Annotated in this window: 18 protein-coding genes; all 18 read left to right on the top strand. The window is 30.8% G+C overall.

Annotation, left to right across the window (positions count from 1 at the left end):
* Positions 1-8 precede the first annotated feature (8 nt).
* Positions 9-1,127 (top strand): polysaccharide biosynthesis C-terminal domain-containing protein, encoded by a 1,119-nt coding sequence (locus GQ47_RS15835; protein ID WP_035650376.1) that lies wholly within the window; start codon positions 9-11, stop codon positions 1,125-1,127.
* Between the two features lie 21 nt (positions 1,128-1,148).
* Positions 1,149-2,288, top strand: a complete 1,140-nt coding sequence (wecB, locus tag GQ47_RS15830; RefSeq protein WP_035650373.1) for a non-hydrolyzing UDP-N-acetylglucosamine 2-epimerase — start codon at positions 1,149-1,151, stop codon at positions 2,286-2,288.
* A 10-nt stretch (positions 2,289-2,298) separates the two neighbouring features.
* Positions 2,299-3,477: a glycosyltransferase family 4 protein gene (locus GQ47_RS15825; protein WP_051951585.1), complete on the top strand. Its 1,179-nt coding sequence runs from the start codon at positions 2,299-2,301 to the stop codon at positions 3,475-3,477.
* Between the two features lie 5 nt (positions 3,478-3,482).
* Positions 3,483-4,370 carry an NAD-dependent epimerase/dehydratase family protein gene (locus GQ47_RS15820; protein ID WP_035650371.1) on the top strand — a complete coding sequence of 296 codons (888 nt, stop codon included), beginning with the start codon at positions 3,483-3,485 and terminating at the stop codon, positions 4,368-4,370.
* A 35-nt stretch (positions 4,371-4,405) separates the two neighbouring features.
* Positions 4,406-5,383 (top strand): MraY family glycosyltransferase, encoded by a 978-nt coding sequence (locus tag GQ47_RS15815; RefSeq protein ID WP_035650368.1) that lies wholly within the window; start codon positions 4,406-4,408, stop codon positions 5,381-5,383.
* A 28-nt stretch (positions 5,384-5,411) separates the two neighbouring features.
* Positions 5,412-6,548, top strand: a complete 1,137-nt coding sequence (locus GQ47_RS15810; protein ID WP_035650366.1) for a DegT/DnrJ/EryC1/StrS family aminotransferase — start codon at positions 5,412-5,414, stop codon at positions 6,546-6,548.
* A gap of 3 nt (positions 6,549-6,551) precedes the next feature.
* The gene (gene rfbC / locus GQ47_RS15805; protein ID WP_035650364.1) at positions 6,552-7,100 is read left to right on the top strand and encodes a dTDP-4-dehydrorhamnose 3,5-epimerase; all 549 of its coding nucleotides are present in this window, start codon (positions 6,552-6,554) and stop codon (positions 7,098-7,100) included.
* Positions 7,100-7,945, top strand: a complete 846-nt coding sequence (gene rfbD / locus GQ47_RS15800; RefSeq protein WP_035650362.1) for a dTDP-4-dehydrorhamnose reductase — start codon at positions 7,100-7,102, stop codon at positions 7,943-7,945. The genes rfbC and rfbD overlap by 1 nt, the downstream gene beginning before the upstream one ends.
* Positions 7,946-7,999: 54 nt before the next feature.
* Positions 8,000-8,884: a glucose-1-phosphate thymidylyltransferase RfbA gene (gene rfbA, locus GQ47_RS15795; RefSeq protein ID WP_035650360.1), complete on the top strand. Its 885-nt coding sequence runs from the start codon at positions 8,000-8,002 to the stop codon at positions 8,882-8,884.
* Positions 8,885-8,967: 83 nt separating this feature from the next.
* Positions 8,968-10,935 carry a polysaccharide biosynthesis protein gene (locus GQ47_RS15790; protein ID WP_035650730.1) on the top strand — a complete coding sequence of 656 codons (1,968 nt, stop codon included), beginning with the start codon at positions 8,968-8,970 and terminating at the stop codon, positions 10,933-10,935.
* A 227-nt stretch (positions 10,936-11,162) separates the two neighbouring features.
* Positions 11,163-12,008 (top strand): ABC transporter permease, encoded by an 846-nt coding sequence (locus tag GQ47_RS15785; RefSeq protein WP_035650357.1) that lies wholly within the window; start codon positions 11,163-11,165, stop codon positions 12,006-12,008.
* 2 nt (positions 12,009-12,010) lie between these two features.
* Positions 12,011-13,231 carry an ABC transporter ATP-binding protein gene (locus GQ47_RS15780; RefSeq protein WP_035650354.1) on the top strand — a complete coding sequence of 407 codons (1,221 nt, stop codon included), beginning with the start codon at positions 12,011-12,013 and terminating at the stop codon, positions 13,229-13,231.
* Positions 13,232-13,251: 20 nt separating this feature from the next.
* Entirely contained in the window at positions 13,252-13,941 is a 690-nt protein-coding gene (locus tag GQ47_RS15775; RefSeq protein WP_035650352.1) for a hypothetical protein, read from the top strand.
* Complete coding sequence (locus GQ47_RS15770) at positions 13,942-14,694, top strand: hypothetical protein (RefSeq protein ID WP_035650349.1); 753 nt, start codon at positions 13,942-13,944, stop codon at positions 14,692-14,694. It abuts the gene before it with no gap.
* Between the two features lie 100 nt (positions 14,695-14,794).
* Positions 14,795-15,682 (top strand): glycosyltransferase family 2 protein, encoded by an 888-nt coding sequence (locus GQ47_RS15765; RefSeq protein WP_051951583.1) that lies wholly within the window; start codon positions 14,795-14,797, stop codon positions 15,680-15,682.
* The gene (locus GQ47_RS15760) at positions 15,679-16,773 is read left to right on the top strand and encodes a glycosyltransferase WbsX family protein (RefSeq protein WP_035650347.1); all 1,095 of its coding nucleotides are present in this window, start codon (positions 15,679-15,681) and stop codon (positions 16,771-16,773) included. Before GQ47_RS15765 ends, GQ47_RS15760 begins: the two co-directional genes overlap by 4 nt.
* The gene (locus tag GQ47_RS15755) at positions 16,760-17,857 is read left to right on the top strand and encodes a glycosyltransferase WbsX family protein (protein ID WP_035650345.1); all 1,098 of its coding nucleotides are present in this window, start codon (positions 16,760-16,762) and stop codon (positions 17,855-17,857) included. Before GQ47_RS15760 ends, GQ47_RS15755 begins: the two co-directional genes overlap by 14 nt.
* Entirely contained in the window at positions 17,854-18,771 is a 918-nt protein-coding gene (locus tag GQ47_RS15750; RefSeq protein ID WP_035650342.1) for a glycosyltransferase family 2 protein, read from the top strand. The genes GQ47_RS15755 and GQ47_RS15750 overlap by 4 nt, the downstream gene beginning before the upstream one ends.
* Positions 18,772-18,832 lie beyond the last annotated feature (61 nt).

Here is an 18,832-nt window from a genome sequence, read left to right as displayed (position 1 = left end):
ATAAACTAATGTTAAAAGTAGGTATTACAGGCCAAGCAGGTTTCGTTGGAACACATTTGTATAACACAATCGGTTTATTTACCGAAGAGTTTGAACGAATCGAGTTTCAAAAAGATTATTTCGATAATAAAAATAAATTAGACTCATTTGTTGCACAGTGCGATGTTATCGTCCATTTAGCTGCCATGAATCGTCATAATGATCCACAGGTTATTTATGATACAAATGTGGGGCTAGTGCAAAAATTAGTAGATTCTCTTACTGCTACAAATAGCAAATGTCACGTTCTTTTTTCTTCGTCAACTCAAGAGGAAAGAGACAATTTGTATGGGAAATCTAAAAAAGAGGGAAGAGAATTAATGATCAATTGGTCAAATAATTCTGAGGGACAATTTACAGGAATGATAATTCCTAATGTATTTGGCCCTTTTGGTCATCCCAATTATAATTCGGTTGTAGCTACTTTTTGCCACAAGTTATCCCACAATGAAACACCTGTAATTGAAGTAGATGGTGAATTAAAATTAATTTACGTAGGAGAATTGGTAGATAGTATTCTTTCTGAAATTAGAAGTAAGGAAGGAAAATCTGAAATTTTAGTGCCACATACATCAGAATCTAAAGTTTCGCAAATTTTAAGTTTACTTGAAATATATAAATCAGAATATCAGGAAAAAGGTATAATACCAAGTATCAACAATACTTTCGAATTAAATTTATTTAATACGTTTCGTTGTTATATGGATATCAAAAATCATTTTCCTGTAAAATTTATTGAGCATACTGATCCGAGAGGCTCTTTTGTCGAAATTATTCGTTTAGGAGTTGGCGGGCAGGTTTCTTTTTCTACAACTGTTCCAGGTATTACTCGAGGAAATCATTTTCACACCAGAAAAATTGAGCGTTTTGCAGTAATTAAAGGGAAAGCCTTAATTCAGCTTCGCCGTATTGGTACTGATGATGTGTTTGATTTTTATCTTGACGGTAATGAACCGGCTTATGTCGATATGCCTATTTGGTATACACATAATATAAAAAATATTGGAGATGAAGTATTGTATACTAATTTTTGGATAAATGAATTTTATGATCCAAATGATCCCGATACCTATTTTGAAAACGTTTAAAAAATAATAATTTCTTATATAATGAAATCACAATTAAAAGTAATGACTGTCGTCGGGACAAGACCTGAAATTATTCGTCTTTCCAGAGTAATGGCGGCTTTAGATAATTCCGATGCAATTGAGCATATTATTGTTCACACAGGACAAAATTATGATTATGAATTAAATCAAATATTTTTTGATGATTTAGGAATTAGAAAACCTGACTTTTTCTTAAATGCGGCTGGAGCTACAGCAACAGAAACGGTAGGTCAAATTTTAATAAAAATAGATCCTTTGTTAGAATCAGAAAAGCCGGATGCTTTTTTAGTTCTAGGGGATACAAATAGTTGTTTATGTGCTATTCCGGCTAAAAAAAGACATATTCCAATTTTTCATATGGAAGCAGGAAATCGTTGTTTCGATCAACGTGTGCCTGAGGAAACTAATAGAAAAATTGTGGATCACACTTCTGATATTAATTTAACTTACAGCGATATTGCGAGAGAGTACTTATTGCGTGAAGGTTTACCTGCTGATAGAATTATAAAAACAGGTTCTCCGATGTTCGAAGTTTTAAATCACTATTTACCTTCTATCGAGTCATCAGATGTTTTGAAGAGACTTGGATTAGAGGAAGGTAAATTTTTTGTAGTATCATCTCATAGAGAAGAGAATATAAACAGTGATACAAACTTCCAAGGCCTAATGGATAGTTTAAATCTTATTGCTGAAAAATACGATTATCCTATTATTGTAAGTACACATCCTCGAACACGAAATATGATCGAGAAGAAAAACATTCAAATGCATAAAAATGTGCAATTTTTAAAGCCACTTGGATTTAATGATTATAATGCTTTGCAAATGAGATCTTTTGCAGTATTGTCAGATTCAGGTACAATTTCTGAAGAATCTTCAGTATTGAATTTTAGAGCTCTTAATATTAGAGATGCACATGAAAGACCAGAGGCTATGGAAGAAACCTCTGTAATGATGGTTGGATTAAGTCCGGAGAGAATTTTGCAAGGATTAGTTCAGCTTCAATATCAAAAAATAGGAAAAGAAAGAAATTTTAGACCCGTAGCCGATTATTCAATGCCAAATGTTTCTGAAAAAATGGTGCGTATTATTTTAAGTTATACGGATTATGTGAAGCGTGTAGTTTGGAGAGAAATATAATTGTGTTATTGTGAATTGGATTATTTCTGAATTATTCTATCCCGATGAAGTTTCGACAGCTCAGATTCTTACTGATGTAGCTTTGCATAAAATCAATAAGGGACAAGTAAGCGTTATTTGCGGACCAATTGGTTATGAAAGTTCGTACAATATTCAAAATAAAGAGTTGGATAGTAGGATTACAATACATCGAATAGCACTTCCTGATTTAAATAAAAATAAGATTTTCGAGCGAATTTTAAGATTACTGATTTTGACATTTAAGATGAGTTGGAAAATACTTGTCAAAGTGAAGAAAAATGACAATGTGCTGCTAACGACTAATCCTACTTTTTTAATTATTAGCATAGCTTTATTAAAAAAAGTCAAAAAATTTAATCTCGAAATTTTGGTTCATGATGTTTTTCCAGAAAACCTAGTTCCTGCAGGATTAATTGAAAAAACGAGTACTAAGTACAAGCTCCTTAGTAAACTTTACAATAATTCATTTAAATGCGCCGATCGACTTATTGTTTTAGGTGAGGATATGAAAGAGCTAATGCTGAAAAAGATATCTCCTGTTAATAGTAAAATAGACATCATTCCAAATTGGGCTGATAATGATATTTACCCTGTCTCTAATTTTAATATTTCAGAATATTTGCAAATAGATGTGGCGGATAAAATTGTATTTGGTTTTGCTGGAAACTTAGGACGCGTACAAGGTGTTTTAGAGTTCATAGAATTGTTTATAGAAGCTCAAAATCCTAATTGTGTTTTGATTATAATTGGAGATGGTGCACTGAAATCAGACATTCAAAACAAAATACAAGGAGAAAAAGTAAATAACATTTTTTACTTGGGAGCAAAGCCAAGAAAAGAGCAAAATTTATTTTTGAATGCATGTAATATTGGTTTAATTACTTTGTTAGAAGGTATGAAAGGTCTTGGAGTTCCATCTAAGACTTATAACTTGATGGCAGCAGGGAAACCACTTTTTTATATTGGTGACAATGATTCTGAAATCGACTTATATGTAAAAAAATATAATTGTGGATGGTCATTTTCATGGAATGAAAAAGAAAGCATTATTTCATTTTTAAAAAACATTTCTTTGAACGATTTAAAAAGCATTTCTGAAAAAGGAATAAATTCAGGTTTGGCTGCTGAAGCAAATTATAAGAAAGAAAAAGTTTTAAAATTATTCTAATTATCATGAATTGTTTATTAACAGGAGCAAGTGGGTTTCTAGGGAAAGCTATTGCAGTTGAGCTATCTAAAGAATATGAGCTTTTTAGCCTTTCCAGAACTTCAGGAGACTATAAGTTTTTTTTAGAAAAAGAAATACCTGTTTTTAAAGAAAAATTTGACCTTGTAATTCACTCTGCAGGGAAAGCGCATTCAGTGCCAAAAACAGAATCTGAAAAGGAGGAGTTCTATAAAACTAATGTTACTGGAACCTATAACTTATTGAAAGCGCTGGAGAAATCTGGATTGCCTAAGCAATTTGTTTTTATTAGTTCGGTTGCCGTTTATGGAAGAGAAGCGGGAACTGAAATAAAGGAAAGTGATGATTTAAATGCTAAAGACGCTTATGGTTTAAGTAAAATTGAAGCAGAAAAAATCATTACAGAGTGGTGTTCTTTAAATAATGTGGTTTGTACTATTTTGCGTTTGCCTTTATTGGTAGGAAAAAATCCTCCGGGCAATTTGGGTGCTATGATAAAAGCGATTAGAAAGGGGTATTATTTTAATATCGATGGAGGAAAAGCAAGAAAAAGCATGGTTTTAATTAAAGATGTTGCTTCATTTGTAACTGTAGTTTCTTCATTTGGAGGTGTATACAATCTGACAGATGGGATTCATCCTAGTTTCTATAAATTAAGTATGGCAATTTCTAATAAAAAGAAAATCAGTTTGCCTTTGGGACTAGCTAAATTCATTGGAAAAATAGGAGATCTGATTGGTGATAGTGCTCCAATCACTTCACGAAAAGTTAAAAAAATCACTTCAGATTTGACTTTTGATGATTCAAAGGCGCGTCAATTATTAAATTGGAAATCAGAATCAACTCTGGATTATCTAAATAAAGAGCGTTTATAAGTAAATATTATATTAAAGAGAAAAATACTGAAATAATGCAATACTTAATTCTATTAATTATTTTAATGATCATAATGTTACTTTATTTTAAAGTCGCAGATTATTTTAATATTATTGATAAACCTAACAATAGAAGTTCTCATACAGAAATAACATTACGTGGTGGTGGAATAATTTTCTGGTTTGCAGCTTTGCTTTATTTTGCACAAAATATTCAAATTAATTATCTCTTTTTTACTGGAATTACATTGGTTAGTTTGGTTAGCTTTTGGGATGATATTCAAAGTTTGTCAAATAAGATGCGAATTTCGATTCATTTTCTTTCCATAAGTTTGATTTTCTTCGATTTGGGGTTGTTTAATTCAATTCCAATTTGGGGTGTTATAATTGCTTATGTTTTAGCTATAGGCTTGATAAACGCATATAATTTCATGGATGGAATTAATGGAATTACTGGATTTTATACTTTTACTGTAATGAGTTCTCTGCTGTATGTAAATACAAAAATTCAACTTTTTACAGATGGAAGTTTTATAAAATATGCAATGGTTGCAAGCTTGGTTTTTTTGTTTTTTAATTACAGGAAAAAAGCAAAATGTTTTGCTGGCGATGTTGGAAGTATTGCAATTGCTTTTTGGGTAATTTACCTTATTTTAAAGCTTATTCTTGTTACAGATTCTTTGATTTGGTTATTGTTTTTAGCAGTCTATGGAGTCGATGCAGTTTGTACAATTTTGCATAGACTTTATTTGAAACAGAATATTTTTGAAGCGCATCGATTGCATTTATATCAGATTTTAAGTAATGAATATGGATTACAACATAGAGTAGTTTCATTATATTATGCATTAATTCAAGCGGTTGTTTCTTTTTTTGTTATTGCTTTTTATCAAAAAGTTCAGATTGTAATTGTTTTTATAAGTATGATTATTCCGTTGCTTTTTATTTATTCTTTAAAATTTTATTTGCTAACTAAAATCAAAAATAGAACGTGTCAAATAACTCCGGAATAAAAGAAAGTTATTTAAAATATTATTTATAATGAATAATACGAGAATTTACTTGTCATTATCTCAAGAAAGTGGTTTCGAGCAAGAGTATATTCAAAAAGCTCTTAAAACAAATTGGATTACTTCTGGCGGACCAAATGTTAATGAATTTGAGAATGAACTTCAAAATTATTTTGGGAATCAGTCTTTTATAGCGGCATTAAATTCGGGAACATCAGCGATACATTTGGCTTTAATTCTACTGGGAGTTAAAGAAGATGATGAAGTAATATGCCAAAGCATGACATTTGCTGCATCAGCAAACCCAATTTTATATCAAAAAGCGGTTCCTGTATTTGTTGATAGTGAAACTGAAACCTGGAATATTTGTCCCGAAAATCTGGAAATTGCTATTAAGGACAGAATACAAAAGGGTAAAAAACCAAAAGTAATAATAGCAGTGCACTTATATGGAATGCCTTATAAAATAGATGAAGTGCATGCCATAGCTGACAAGTATAGTATACCCGTTATTGAGGATAGTGCAGAAGCTCTTGGAAGCAGTTATAAAGGGAAAAAGTGTGGCAGTTTTGGAGCTTTTGGGGTACTTTCTTTCAATGGAAACAAAATTATTACCACTTCAAGCGGAGGAGCATTAATTGCTAATTCAGAAGTAACAAAAGATAAAGCTATTTTTTATGCTTCACAGTCAAAAGATAAAGCAGTACATTATCAGCATAGTGAAATAGGCTTTAATTATAGAATGAGTAATATTTGTGCAGGTATTGGCCTTGGACAAATGAAAATACTACAAGAGAATGTTAATTTAAGAAGAGAAAATCATTTATTTTATAAAGAAATTTTTAAGGAGATTGAAGAAGTGGAATTCTTTGATGATTTAAATGAAGATTTTTTTTCGAATTATTGGCTTAATACGATATTATTAGAAACAGAAAGTCAAAGAGAAAATTTAAGGTTAGCTTTTGATAATGCAAATATAGAATGTCGTCCCTTGTGGAAACCGATGCACTTACAGCCACTTTTTGAAAATTATCCTTATTATGGCAACAAAATAGCAGAAAAATTATTTGAAAATGGCTTATGTTTACCATCTGGGTCAAATTTAACAAATGAAGATAAAATTAGAATTAAAGAAGTTATACATAATTTCTTTAACAAAGTAAAATAAAGCATGAAAATAGAAAAGACATTTATAAAAGACTTAGTAATTGTAGAACCAACTGTTTTTGGTGATGAGAGAGGTTACTTTTTTGAAGCCTATAGTAAAACTAAATTTGAAGACTTAGGAATCAATATTGATTTTGTTCAAGACAATCAATCTTTTTCAAAAAAAGGGACTTTGAGAGGTTTGCATTATCAAAACCCGCCGTTTGCTCAAACAAAATTAGTTCGTGTTTTAGAGGGTGAAATTATTGATGTAGCAGTAGATTTGAGAAAAGATTCTCCAACTTTCGGAAAATCATTTACGGTTTTGCTTTCTGCTGAAAATAAAAAACAATTGCTGGTACCGCAAGGATTTGCTCATGGATTTTCGGTTATTAGTGAAACAGCTTCGGTAATGTATAAATGTGACCAATTTTACAATAAAGCTTCTGAAGGCGGAATCAAATTTGATGATCCTTCTTTAAATATTGATTGGGGAATGGATTTAAATGACGCAATTGTTTCGGAAAAAGATCAAGTTTTGCCTTTTATTGAAAATTGTAATAGTTTATTCTAATGAAAAAAATTCTAGTTACAGGAGCAACCGGACAGTTAGGGTCTGAATTGAAGGTTTTATCTGAAAATTATAAAGATTTTGAATGGATTTTTGCTGATCGAACTAAGATAACATTAGATAATCCAGATCTATTGAAAGTTCAATTAAACGATATTGCTCCGGATGTTATTTTTAATTGCGGTGCGTATACAGCAGTTGACAAAGCCGAAAGCGAGAAAGAAATAGCCTTTGCAATAAATCATGTTGGAGTCGAAATAATTGCAGTGTATTCATTTCAAAATAATGCTAAATTAATTCATGTATCGACAGATTATGTTTTCGACGGATTGTCATCTGTAGCTCTTAATGAAGAAGCAATAACAAATCCTGTCAATATATATGGCGAAAGTAAATTAGCCGGAGAAATTGCATGTACAAAAGAAAATCCGGATTCGATTATTATACGAACCTCCTGGGTGTATAGTAAATTTGGCAATAATTTTGTTAAAACTATGCGTCGTTTAATGGAGGAAAGAGACTCAATCAATGTAGTAAATGACCAAATTGGTTCTCCAACTTATGCAGCAGATTTGGCTCAGGCGATGATTGATATTCTGAAAAATCCAGAATGGATTCCAGGTATCTACAATTATTCAAATGAAGGTGAAATAAGTTGGTATGATTTTGCGTTGGACATAAAAGAATTTGGAGGATATGAATGTGATGTTCAGGGCATTCCATCGATATCTTATCCTACTCCTGCAAAACGCCCAAAATATTCATTATTGGATAAACAGAAAATTAAAAAGGTTTATGGTTTAAATATTCCAGATTATAAGGTAAGTTTAAAAAAAATGATAGAATAATATCTTTCAATACGATCGAGAGATATTCAAAATTTAAAAATAAAATTTTAAGACATGAAAGGAATTATATTAGCAGGAGGATCTGGCACTAGATTGCATCCATTAACATTGGCCGTTAGTAAACAATTAATGCCTGTATATGATAAGCCAATGATTTATTATCCTTTATCAACTTTGATGATGGCCGGAATTAATGAGATCTTAATAATTTCGACACCTCATGATTTACCTCACTTTAAAAAGCTTCTTGGCGATGGAAGTACAATTGGTTGTAAATTCAGTTATGCGGAACAGGCAATCCCTAATGGATTAGCACAGGCATTTGTGATTGGGGAAGAATTTATTGGTAATGATAAGGTAGCTTTGGTGCTTGGAGATAATATTTTCTTTGGAACAAATATGCAACAATTACTAAAAGATAATGCAGATCCTGAGGGAGGTGTTGTTTTTGCTTATCATGTTTCTGATCCTGAAAGATATGGTGTAGTGGAATTTGATGAAAATAAAAAGGCTATTTCTATTGAAGAAAAACCTATCGAACCGAAATCAAATTATGCTGTTCCAGGACTTTATTTTTATGACAATTCAGTTGTTGAAATTGCAAAAAACATTAAGCCAAGTGCTCGTGGTGAATATGAAATAACAGATGTAAATAAGGTTTATCTTGAAAAAGGAAAATTGAAAGTAGGTATATTGAGCAGAGGAACCGCTTGGCTTGATACAGGAACTTTCAATAGTTTGATGCAAGCAGGACAATTTGTTCAGGTTTTAGAAGAAAGACAAGGTTTAAAAGTTGGATGTATTGAGGAGATAGCTTGGAGACAAGGCTTTATTAATGATGCCCAATTAGAAGAAATTGCAACTCCTTTAGTAAAATCTGGTTACGGAACTTATTTAATTGAGTTTTTAAAACAAAAAAGAAAAGGAGTTAAATTTTAATTTACTTACAGAAATAATTTTTTAAACGTTTAATTTGTATTTTTGTAAGACCTACAAATTTAGCGAAATCAAAATCATTGCAATTGAATACAGATAAACAGACCAAAGTAGCCGATTTGTTGTATAACTCCTTTTCACCTAGGAATCTAAGGGCGCACATTAATAACCTTAGCTATTTACCTAGATGGATAATTGTTGCAATAGATATCATGGTTTTGGTTTTTTCTTTTACCTTTACCTATATGCTGTTTGAGGGCACTGCGTTAGGCTATATCATTACCTCTCATGACTTTTACTTTGTTTCTAGTTTAATAATTGTAAACATATTCTTTTTCTGGCTATTTCGAACCTATTCAGGAATTATAAGACACTCTTCTTATATTGATGCCATAAAACTGCTTTTTTCACAAATGTCAGTTTTAGTGTTTTTTTTATTTTTCAATTTAGTTTTTGAATTATATACAGGACATAAAGCCTTCTTAAATACTGCTCTATTTATTAATTTGGTTTTATCTTTTTGTGGATTGTTTTTATATCGTGTGGTTGTTAAGCAAACTTTTGAGTTGTATTTCTCAGAAAAGGCTAACACAAAACTTATTAGAACAGTAATTTACGGAACTGATGCAAATGCGATTTCTGTTGCCAATGCATTAAAATTTGAAACGCCTTCCCGATTTAAAATAGTTGGATTTGTCGATAAAAACAATCAGAATGCATCAAAGAGGATGCTTGATCTGCCAATCTTAATCCTTAGAAAAAAGTTACCTGCTTTAATGCGATCCGTTGCTGCAGAAGGGGTTATTATTGCAGATAAAAGTTTGTCCAAAGATGAACAATTAATTATTGTTGATCAATGTTTGGAGTTTAACTATAGAGTTTATACTGTTCCATTGATTTCAGATTGGGAAAATCAAAAAGAAATTTCACAAAAAGTTAAAAATATTCAGATTGAGGATTTATTAGAAAGAAAACCAATCGTTCTTGACAGCAAATCAATCTCTAAACAGTTAAAGGATAAAACAATACTTATAACTGGGGCTGCAGGATCAATTGGAAGTGAAATAGTACGACAAGTTCTAGGATTTAATCCAAAAGTTGTAATCATTTTAGATCATGCTGAAACTCCGTTACATAACTTGTGCTTGGAAACATTTGCTACAAAAGCAGAAACAAAAATTGTAGCAGTAATTGCTGATGTGAAAAGTAAAAAAGCATTAGAAAAGGTTTTTAAAAATTATAATCCGCATGTTGTTTTTCATGCTGCAGCATACAAACACGTTCCTTTGATGGAAGAAAATCCATCACAGGCAATTTTGACAAATATAAAAGGAACTAAAAATTTAGCAGATTTGTCATGTAAATATCGTGTTAAGAAATTTGTAATGGTTTCGACAGATAAAGCAGTAAACCCAAGTAATGTCATGGGAGCGAGTAAACGTATTGCAGAGAAATATGTACAGTCACTCTTTTTAAAAAATCAAACTGAAAATAACGGAACGAATACAAAATTTATTACAACCCGCTTTGGTAATGTATTAGGTTCAAATGGTTCTGTAGTACCATTGTTTACAAAACAAATTGCTGCAGGTGGACCTGTTACTATAACGCATCAAGATATTATTCGATATTTTATGACTATTCCTGAAGCTTGCCAGCTAGTTCTTGAAGCTGGAGCAATGGGGAATGGAGGTGAGATTTATATATTTGATATGGGTAAGCCAGTCAGAATTATTGATTTGGCTAAAAAAATGATCAAACTGGCAGGTTTTATTCCTGATAAGGAAATCAAGATAAAGATTGTTGGTTTAAGACCGGGTGAAAAACTATATGAAGAGTTATTAAATGATACATCTAAAACTTTGCCGACTTATCATAATAAAATTATGATTGCTCAGGAAATTCAGGATGAATATGAAAGTCTGCATACTGATATTGATGAGTTAATTGGTATTGCTGATTTTTATGACAATGATGATATTGTTGCAAAAATGAAAAAAATTGTTCCAGAGTTTAAGAGTATGAATTCTACTTTTGAAGTTTTGGATAAGTAAATACGATATAAAGTTGAATTTAATTTAAATGATAATTAAAAAGGTGTTTTTTAAAAACGCCTTTTTTGCTTTTAAGATAATTCGCAAACAAGTAAAAATCTTGTTAATTTGGTGAGATTTTTATTTTTGAATAGATGTCTTTAAATGTTAAAAATATTATTACTTTTCCGCCGTCAATCTTCATTAAAAGAAAAGTAAAATAATAAAGTAAAATTCTAATAATTTAAATGGAATTAAAAACCACAGTTTATCAAAAAACTAATACTAGTAAAATTGATAAACTTTTAAAAGAAAGCCTAAACGATATGTTTAACTCTCGTTTTTTAGCAAAACAACTTGCTATTCGTGATATCAAAGCGCAATATCGTCAATCTTTTTTAGGCATAATCTGGGCATTTATAACGCCATTATCAACTGCTTTAGTTTGGATTATTTTAAGTAAGTCCGGAACAGTTAAATTATCAGATACTGGAGTTCCTTATCCTGTTTTTGTATTTGCCGGCACACTTTTATGGTCTATTGTTACAGATTCTATTAATGCACCAATGTCAAATACTAATGGAGCCAGAGGAATTCTTACCAAAATTAATTTTCCCAAAGAAGCATTAATTTTATCAGGAGTATATAAATTGATTTCAAATAGTATTGTTAAAATTCTTTTGTTATTGATTTTTTTAATAGTTTACGGTGTAGGATTTCATTCCTCTATTTTATTATTCCCATTAGCTTTTATAGGAATTATTTTTTTCGGAACCACTATTGGTTTGTTTATAACTCCTTTGGGAATGCTTTATAATGATGTCGGGAAAATAATTGGTATGGGGCTTAGTTTTTTAATGTATGCAACACCAGTTGTATACTCAATTCCAAAAACAGGATTGTTAAAAACATTAATGGAAATAAATCCTTTAACACCTTTGCTGCTAACTACTAGAAATTTATTGTTTGGACAAAATATAGATTATCTGGCTTATTACCTTGGAGTATTTGCTGTCTGTATTCCTTTATTTTTTGTAGGACTGGTTTTTTACAGAATTTCTATTCCGATAATTGTTGAACGTATGAGTGCCTAATTATGGAAGATAACGAAGTATTAGTAAAAGTAGAACATCTTTCTAAAAAGTTTTGCAAAGATTTGAAAACCAGCTTATGGTATGGATTAAAGGATTTATATGCCAATGTTTTAGGTAATAAAAATGATAATTCTGAATTGCGTAAAAAAGAATTTTGGGCAGTAAAAGATATTAATTTTGAATTAAGACGTGGAGAATGTCTAGGTTTGATTGGACATAATGGTGCAGGAAAATCTACTTTGCTGAAAATATTAAACGGACTGATAAATCCAGATTTAGGCAAAGTAACCATGCGAGGAAGAGTTTGTGCCTTAATTGAACTTGGAGCTGGTTTTAATCCAATTTTGACAGGAAGAGAGAATATTTATAATAATGGCGCCGTCTTAGGTTTTTCAAAAAATGAAATTAATTCAAAAATTGAAGAGATTATTGATTTTGCTGAAATTCGCGAATTTATAGATATGCCGGTACAAAATTACAGCAGCGGTATGAAAGTACGTTTGGGCTTTGCTGTTGCAGCTCAAATGGAGCCCGATGTATTGATCATTGATGAGGTATTGGCAGTTGGAGACGTTGGATTCATGCTAAAATGTTTTAATCGAATTGATGTTTTACTTAAAAATACCGCTATATTATTTGTATCTCATAGTATGCCTCAAGTTTCCAGGATGGTAAATCAAGTATTATTGTTGCATAAAGGCCAGACTGCGTTACAGACTTATGATGTTGCGGCAGGTATTACAGAATATTATAATCAATTTAAAGTTGATATCTCTAAAGATTTTAAAACAGATAAAGTTTTAATTCAAGATTTAAAAATATATTCAGATGGCGTATGTCACGAAAATAATGATTCGATTATTGTTAGTGAAAACGCAAAATTTGAAATTGAAATTAGTTTGCATTTTTATGAATTAGTAAAAAATCCATCAGTTTATATTGCTTTATATGATGGAAGTCAGCGTGGCTTTGCTGAAATTTCAAATTTTAATGATTTTATAAAATACGATGAAGTTCAAGGTGAAATGAAAGTTGTTTTTAGTTTAGATAATTTGCCTTTAAGTCAGGGTAAATATTCTATTTCTATTGGAATCATGCATTTAAAAGATAATGTTAGAAATACATTGGCTAGATTTCAGTCAGTTATTGCATTTACGATTAATAGTGAAAATCATGGTTGGGTTCCTGTACAATTCAAGCCAGAATGGCGAAAAATTAAATAATTAATCAAGTCAAATTATAAATGAGTACTATAAGTTTTTTAACAAAAGCAGAATATGTAAATCACGTTCAAGGATTAGAGGATGGTCATTGGACAAATGATACGATAGAAATAAGATGGGATTACCATTCTCGCGTTATCGAATTGGTTAAAGCGACAGGGGTAGATTATTCAAACAAAGTACTAGAAATGGGAACAATGGGGGTTTCCTGTGTTAAAGAGAGTCATACCATTGATTATTTAGAAAGATGGGATTTTGACGGGAAAAACCCTAACTATCCTCATGATGCACGCGAAATCCCTTGGCCTGTAAACGATAAGCAATATGAAGTTTTTATTGCTTTACGAGTATTTCAGCATTTAACTCCCGTACAACCACAGGCAGTATTGGAAGCTTTTCGAATTGCCAAAAAAATTATATTGGTAATACCAGAGAAATATGATAATCCAATTATACCAGGTTCTAAAGGAATTAGTTATGAAGATTTCTATTCTATTTTAGGAGTTCATCCTAATCTTTATTTTCCAACAGCTTTTGGAAGTTTTTTTTACTGGGATTCTGAAAATCCTTCCTCTCTGGATTTGTCAAAAGTAATGGCGAATATTAAATTGACGCAAGTAACAAAACAAGTAATTCAAAAAGAACACTCACATTCCATTAAAACAAAAGTTAAAAGCAAAATAAAGAGACTTCTGAAAAAACTCAAATAAATGATTTTTAAAAGATTTAAATTTCTTCTTGCCAAGAAAGATAAGCATAGTGAAGCGATTGAAGTAAAATCGGATGCTGCCAAACTCCCAGTTAATAATAAGATTGTTGAATTTGTTGGGGTGTCTGGAATAGGGAAATCGACTTTATATCATGCTGCAATAAAAAGACTTTCAGGGCAATGGAAATTTAATTTTTTTAATTTAAAATTTGAAGAAAGTTTATTTGATAACAAAATTAGTGAGATACATTGGAGTTTATTGAAAGATAAGTTGTCAAATGTAGATATTTACTCATGCGATCATTCAAGAAAAATACAATTACTATCTTACTTTAATAAAGTATTGCTTGATAACCTAAAGATGATTAATGAAAATCATCAAATTGGTTTTTTTATTGAAGAAGGAGTATCTCATAATTTTTCTGAAGAATTGCAAAAGCTCAGCGATGAAGAATTGAAAGTCATTTTAAAAAATAGATTTTTAATTTATGTAAAAACAAATGATCCATCAATTGTGGTTACACAAATACGCAAGAGAACAAATGGAGGTGGACATACTGTTTTTCATCATATTGGATTAAATGATGAACAGTTATCACAGCTAGTTGTTGATGACATGAAACAACTTGAATCTTTTTTTAACAGAATCGAAAAAATTAAAATTCCTTTTTGTTCTATTAATATTGAAGATGGCTTAGAAGCTGGTATTTCTAAAATTGTGCAATTTGAAAATCAAATTTTAAGAATTATCTAGTTTAAGATTGCTTGCAAAATGTTGTTCAAAACTATTATTTAACAGATATCTTGTGTCGCATTTCCAACAAATAATAATATAATTAAACCTGCTGGTTAAAATGAGCCAAAAACCAAAAATAAGTGCAATCATGACTACTTATGGTCATGAAAAGTTTATCCGTCAGGCGATTGAAGGAATATTGATACAGGAATGTGAATTTGAAGTTGAATTAATAATTGCAAATGATTGCTCACCAGATCGTTCAGATGAAATTATCAAGGATATTCTAGAAAATCATCCCAATAAATCATGGATCAAATATTTTAGACATGAAAAAAATTTAGGGTCGATGTCCAATTTTCTTTTTGCATTGAAAGAATGCAAAGGAGAATTTATTGCTTTATGCGAAGGAGATGATTATTGGACAGATCCATTGAAATTACAAAAACAGATTGATTTTTTAGATGAAAATCCAGATTATGTGGCTTGTTTTCATAAAATAGAAATTCTAAAAACTGATGGTACTATTGTAAAAGACTTTATTACAAATGTTCCTGAAAATCATGAAACATTAGAAGCATTAGCAGAATTTGGAAATTATATTCATACACCTTCAGTAGTTTTTAAAAATAATATTATAGAACTACCATTTGAATTTAAACTAACTCCAATAGGTGATTATTTTCTTTATATAATGCTCGCAGAGCATGGAAAATTTAAATATATCGAAGAGGTCATGGCTGTTTATCGACACGGAGTCGGAATTCTTTCGGCAGATGATAGCATTTTAAAATCAAAAAAATGGATTGATTGTTTAGTTCTAATAATTTCATGTTGCAAAAATCAAGAAATTAAAAGAATATTATATAAAAGATATAAGATTTCAATCGAGGGCTTGTATAGAAACACCTTAAAAGAAAAAAAAGAAAGCTTTTTTCAGACTATCAGAAAGAAAGCTAAAAAAATAAAAAATAGAATAATGCTTCAAATTTTAAATTCTAAATGAAAAATTTTGAAATAAAACCAATTGCCATTTATTTACCGCAATTTCATCCAATACCTGAAAATGACGAATGGTGGGGAAAAGGTTTTACGGAATGGACAAATGTAACTAAAGCCCGTCCTTTATTTAAAGAACATTATCAGCCACATTTACCAACAGATTTAGGTTTTTATGATTTGCGTTTAGAAGAATCAAGGCTGGCTCAGGAGGCTTTGGCTAAAGAGCACGGAATTTATGGCTTTTGCTATTATCATTATTGGTTTAATGGAAAAAGATTACTGCATGAGCCTCTTGACAGGAAAATGAAAAATCCAAAAGAAGATTTTCCTTTTATGCTTTGCTGGGCAAACGAAACATGGAGCAGAAGATGGCTTGGAGAAGAAAAAGAAATTTTGATCGAGCAAACTTACAGTGAAGAAGATGATCTAAAACATATTTCCTGGCTTATTGAAATTTTTAAAGATTCGAGATATATAAAGGTAAATGAGAGACCCGTTTTTGTTTTTTACCGTCCATCATATCTTCCCGACGTAAAAAAAACAATTGCTCTTTTTAGAAATGAGTGTTTAAAAAATGGTCTTAAAAATCCTTATTTAGTTGCGTCAAATTCTCATTTAAGAACTAATTATCATGACTTAGGTTTTGATGATATATTAAATTTTCAACCCAAACTTGGCCTTTTGCCCAATGCTTTTATTGACAAAAAATCACTCAAAAAATGGTTTGCCAATTTAGTTAAAGGTGTTTTTAGTTCGACTTTGAAGATTTATGACTACAATAAAGCTAAAGAAAAAATGAAAGTCACTTTTAATTATAAATATATTCCTTGTTCGTTTGTAGGATGGGACAATACAGCAAGACGCGGTAGAAAGGGAATTATTTTAAAAGATCAAAACGTAGAGACTTTCATCAAAGAGGTGGAAGAAAATATAAATGATGTTAAAAGCCAAAACAGAGATGATGAAAATCAATTTGTTTTTATTAACGCCTGGAATGAATGGGCTGAAGGAAACCATCTTGAACCCGACAATAAAAACGGATTAGCTTACTTGAAAGCATTGAAAAATCTATTTGATAAATATGCAGAAAATTAAACCTATAGCTATTCATTTGCCGCAATTTCATCCCATACCTGAAAATGATCTCTGGTGGGGAAAAGGCTTTACAGAATGGACAAATGTAACTAAAGCACAGCCAAGATTTGCAGGGCACTATCAGCCTCATTTGCCAGCAGATTTAGGTTTTTATGACTTGCGATTAGAAGAGGCGCGCCTGGCTCAGGAAGCATTGGCGAAACAATATGGAGTTTATGGATTTTGTTATTATCATTATTGGTTTAATGGTAAACGTATCATGCATGAGCCAATTGACCGAAAAATGAAAAACCCAAAGGAAGATTTTCCTTTTATGTTTTGCTGGGCAAATGAAAATTGGACAAGAGCTTGGGATGGAAGTATAAATGATGTTTTATTACAGCAAAATTATTCGGCTGAAGATGATCGGGAGCATATAAAGTTTTTACTGTCTTTTTTTAAAGACGAAAGATATATTCGTGTAAATAATAAACCTTTTTTTATTTTTTACAAACCTGATTTGTTCCCGGATATGGCAAGCACAATTGCTATTTTTAGAGAAGAAGCAAAAAAAGAAAATATTGAACTGTATTTGGGCTGCTTTGAACGCTGGATTGGATGGGATAAAGAGAAAATGGCTACATTCGATTTTGATGCTATAATTGAATTTCAGCCTTTATCAAGGTCAATGAGTAAGTTTAGTAATCGATTAGAAAATAGAAAACAAACTATAGTCAAGCGTATCGAAAATAAGTTGCGTAAGAAGTTTGGATTAAAGCAAAAAATTAAAAAAAATAAAGATGTTGTAGTTGATTACAAGCAATTTATTGATTTTGATCTTCAAAATTGTATTCAGGGAGTTTATCCCGGAGTGACTCCAATGTGGGATAATTCATCGCGCCGGGTTGGACAAAATGCAACTATACTTAAGAATAGTACCCCAGAATTATTTAAATATTGGTACAAAAATAAAACTGCAGCAAGAAACTTTGAAGGACTGGATGATTCCTTTATATTTATTAATGCATGGAATGAATGGGCAGAAGGAAATCATTTAGAACCATGTCAAAAATGGGGAACCTCTTATCTTGAAGCGCTATTATGAAAACAGCAATTGTTATAGTAACCTATAATCCTTTAAAATGGATTGAAAAATGCCTGGATAGCTTATTCAATAGTACGGTTTCTGTCGAAGTTTTTATTATTGACAACAATTCTACTGATGGTTTTCAGGAAATCGTAAAGTCTAAATATTCACAAGTAGAATTTATACAAAGTACTATTAATTTAGGGTTTGGTGCAGCAAATAATATCGGTATTAAAAAAGCCTATGATAATAATGCCGATTTTGTGTTTCTGTTAAACCAAGATGCCTGGGTAGAAGTTGATACTATTGAAAAATTGATTCATGCACAACAAAAGGAACCGGAATATGGAATTGTCAGTCCGATGCATTTGAATGGCAAAGGAGACAAGCTGGATTTTAATTTTTCTAACTATATCATTCCTTCCCGATGCAAAGGATTGTATTCAGATATATATTTAAATAAAGCAAAATTGAATATTTACCAAGTCAATTTTGTAAACGCCGCAGGTTGGTTATTGTCACGAAAATGTATTGAGACAGTCGGCGGATTTAATCCTTCTTTTTTTCACTATGGAGAAGATGATAATTATATACAACGAATTCATTTTCATAAATTAAAAGTAGGCATCCTAGCAACAACCAGTTTGTATCACGATCGGGAAGAACGAAGCAGCAATGTTTATTATGAAGATCCAAAATTGATTTTTAAACGACAAACGGTATTGACAGCTTCAAATCCTTTTATGAAATTTTCATTTCAGGCAGAACATAAGAATCTTTATCGATTTGCTTTTAAAGCCATATTTTCTTTTAGATTTGGATTGTTTTTAAAAATAGTTGCTCAAATAAAAATAGTAAATAGTTTAGATCAAAAAGCGATTATTAAAAGAAGAGATGACAGCAAAATACCTAATTTGACATTTTTAAATTAAAAGGAAAACAATCTTAAAAACATTTAAAAAAACGACACCGAAAGTCATTCTTGATAAACTA

It is taken from the genome of Flavobacterium sp. ASV13, assembly GCF_000745775.1.
Classification (GTDB): Bacteria; Bacteroidota; Bacteroidia; order Flavobacteriales; family Flavobacteriaceae; genus Flavobacterium.
Note: the sequence above shows the minus strand (reverse complement) of the source record. Positions and strands in the feature narration are given on the sequence as shown.

Coding starts and splice junctions, on each gene's coding strand:
- rfbD (WP_035650362.1), top strand. CDS start 7,100: ATGAAAAAAATTCTAGTTACAGGAGCAACCGGACAGTTAGGGTCTGAA.
- GQ47_RS15780 (WP_035650354.1), top strand. CDS start 12,011: ATGGAAGATAACGAAGTATTAGTAAAAGTAGAACATCTTTCTAAAAAG.
- GQ47_RS15770 (WP_035650349.1), top strand. CDS start 13,942: ATGATTTTTAAAAGATTTAAATTTCTTCTTGCCAAGAAAGATAAGCAT.
- GQ47_RS15760 (WP_035650347.1), top strand. CDS start 15,679: ATGAAAAATTTTGAAATAAAACCAATTGCCATTTATTTACCGCAATTT.
- GQ47_RS15775 (WP_035650352.1), top strand. CDS start 13,252: ATGAGTACTATAAGTTTTTTAACAAAAGCAGAATATGTAAATCACGTT.
- GQ47_RS15815 (WP_035650368.1), top strand. CDS start 4,406: ATGCAATACTTAATTCTATTAATTATTTTAATGATCATAATGTTACTT.
- rfbA (WP_035650360.1), top strand. CDS start 8,000: ATGAAAGGAATTATATTAGCAGGAGGATCTGGCACTAGATTGCATCCA.
- wecB (WP_035650373.1), top strand. CDS start 1,149: ATGAAATCACAATTAAAAGTAATGACTGTCGTCGGGACAAGACCTGAA.
- GQ47_RS15785 (WP_035650357.1), top strand. CDS start 11,163: ATGGAATTAAAAACCACAGTTTATCAAAAAACTAATACTAGTAAAATT.
- GQ47_RS15820 (WP_035650371.1), top strand. CDS start 3,483: ATGAATTGTTTATTAACAGGAGCAAGTGGGTTTCTAGGGAAAGCTATT.
- GQ47_RS15750 (WP_035650342.1), top strand. CDS start 17,854: ATGAAAACAGCAATTGTTATAGTAACCTATAATCCTTTAAAATGGATT.
- GQ47_RS15835 (WP_035650376.1), top strand. CDS start 9: ATGTTAAAAGTAGGTATTACAGGCCAAGCAGGTTTCGTTGGAACACAT.
- GQ47_RS15810 (WP_035650366.1), top strand. CDS start 5,412: ATGAATAATACGAGAATTTACTTGTCATTATCTCAAGAAAGTGGTTTC.
- GQ47_RS15755 (WP_035650345.1), top strand. CDS start 16,760: ATGCAGAAAATTAAACCTATAGCTATTCATTTGCCGCAATTTCATCCC.
- GQ47_RS15765 (WP_051951583.1), top strand. CDS start 14,795: ATGAGCCAAAAACCAAAAATAAGTGCAATCATGACTACTTATGGTCAT.
- rfbC (WP_035650364.1), top strand. CDS start 6,552: ATGAAAATAGAAAAGACATTTATAAAAGACTTAGTAATTGTAGAACCA.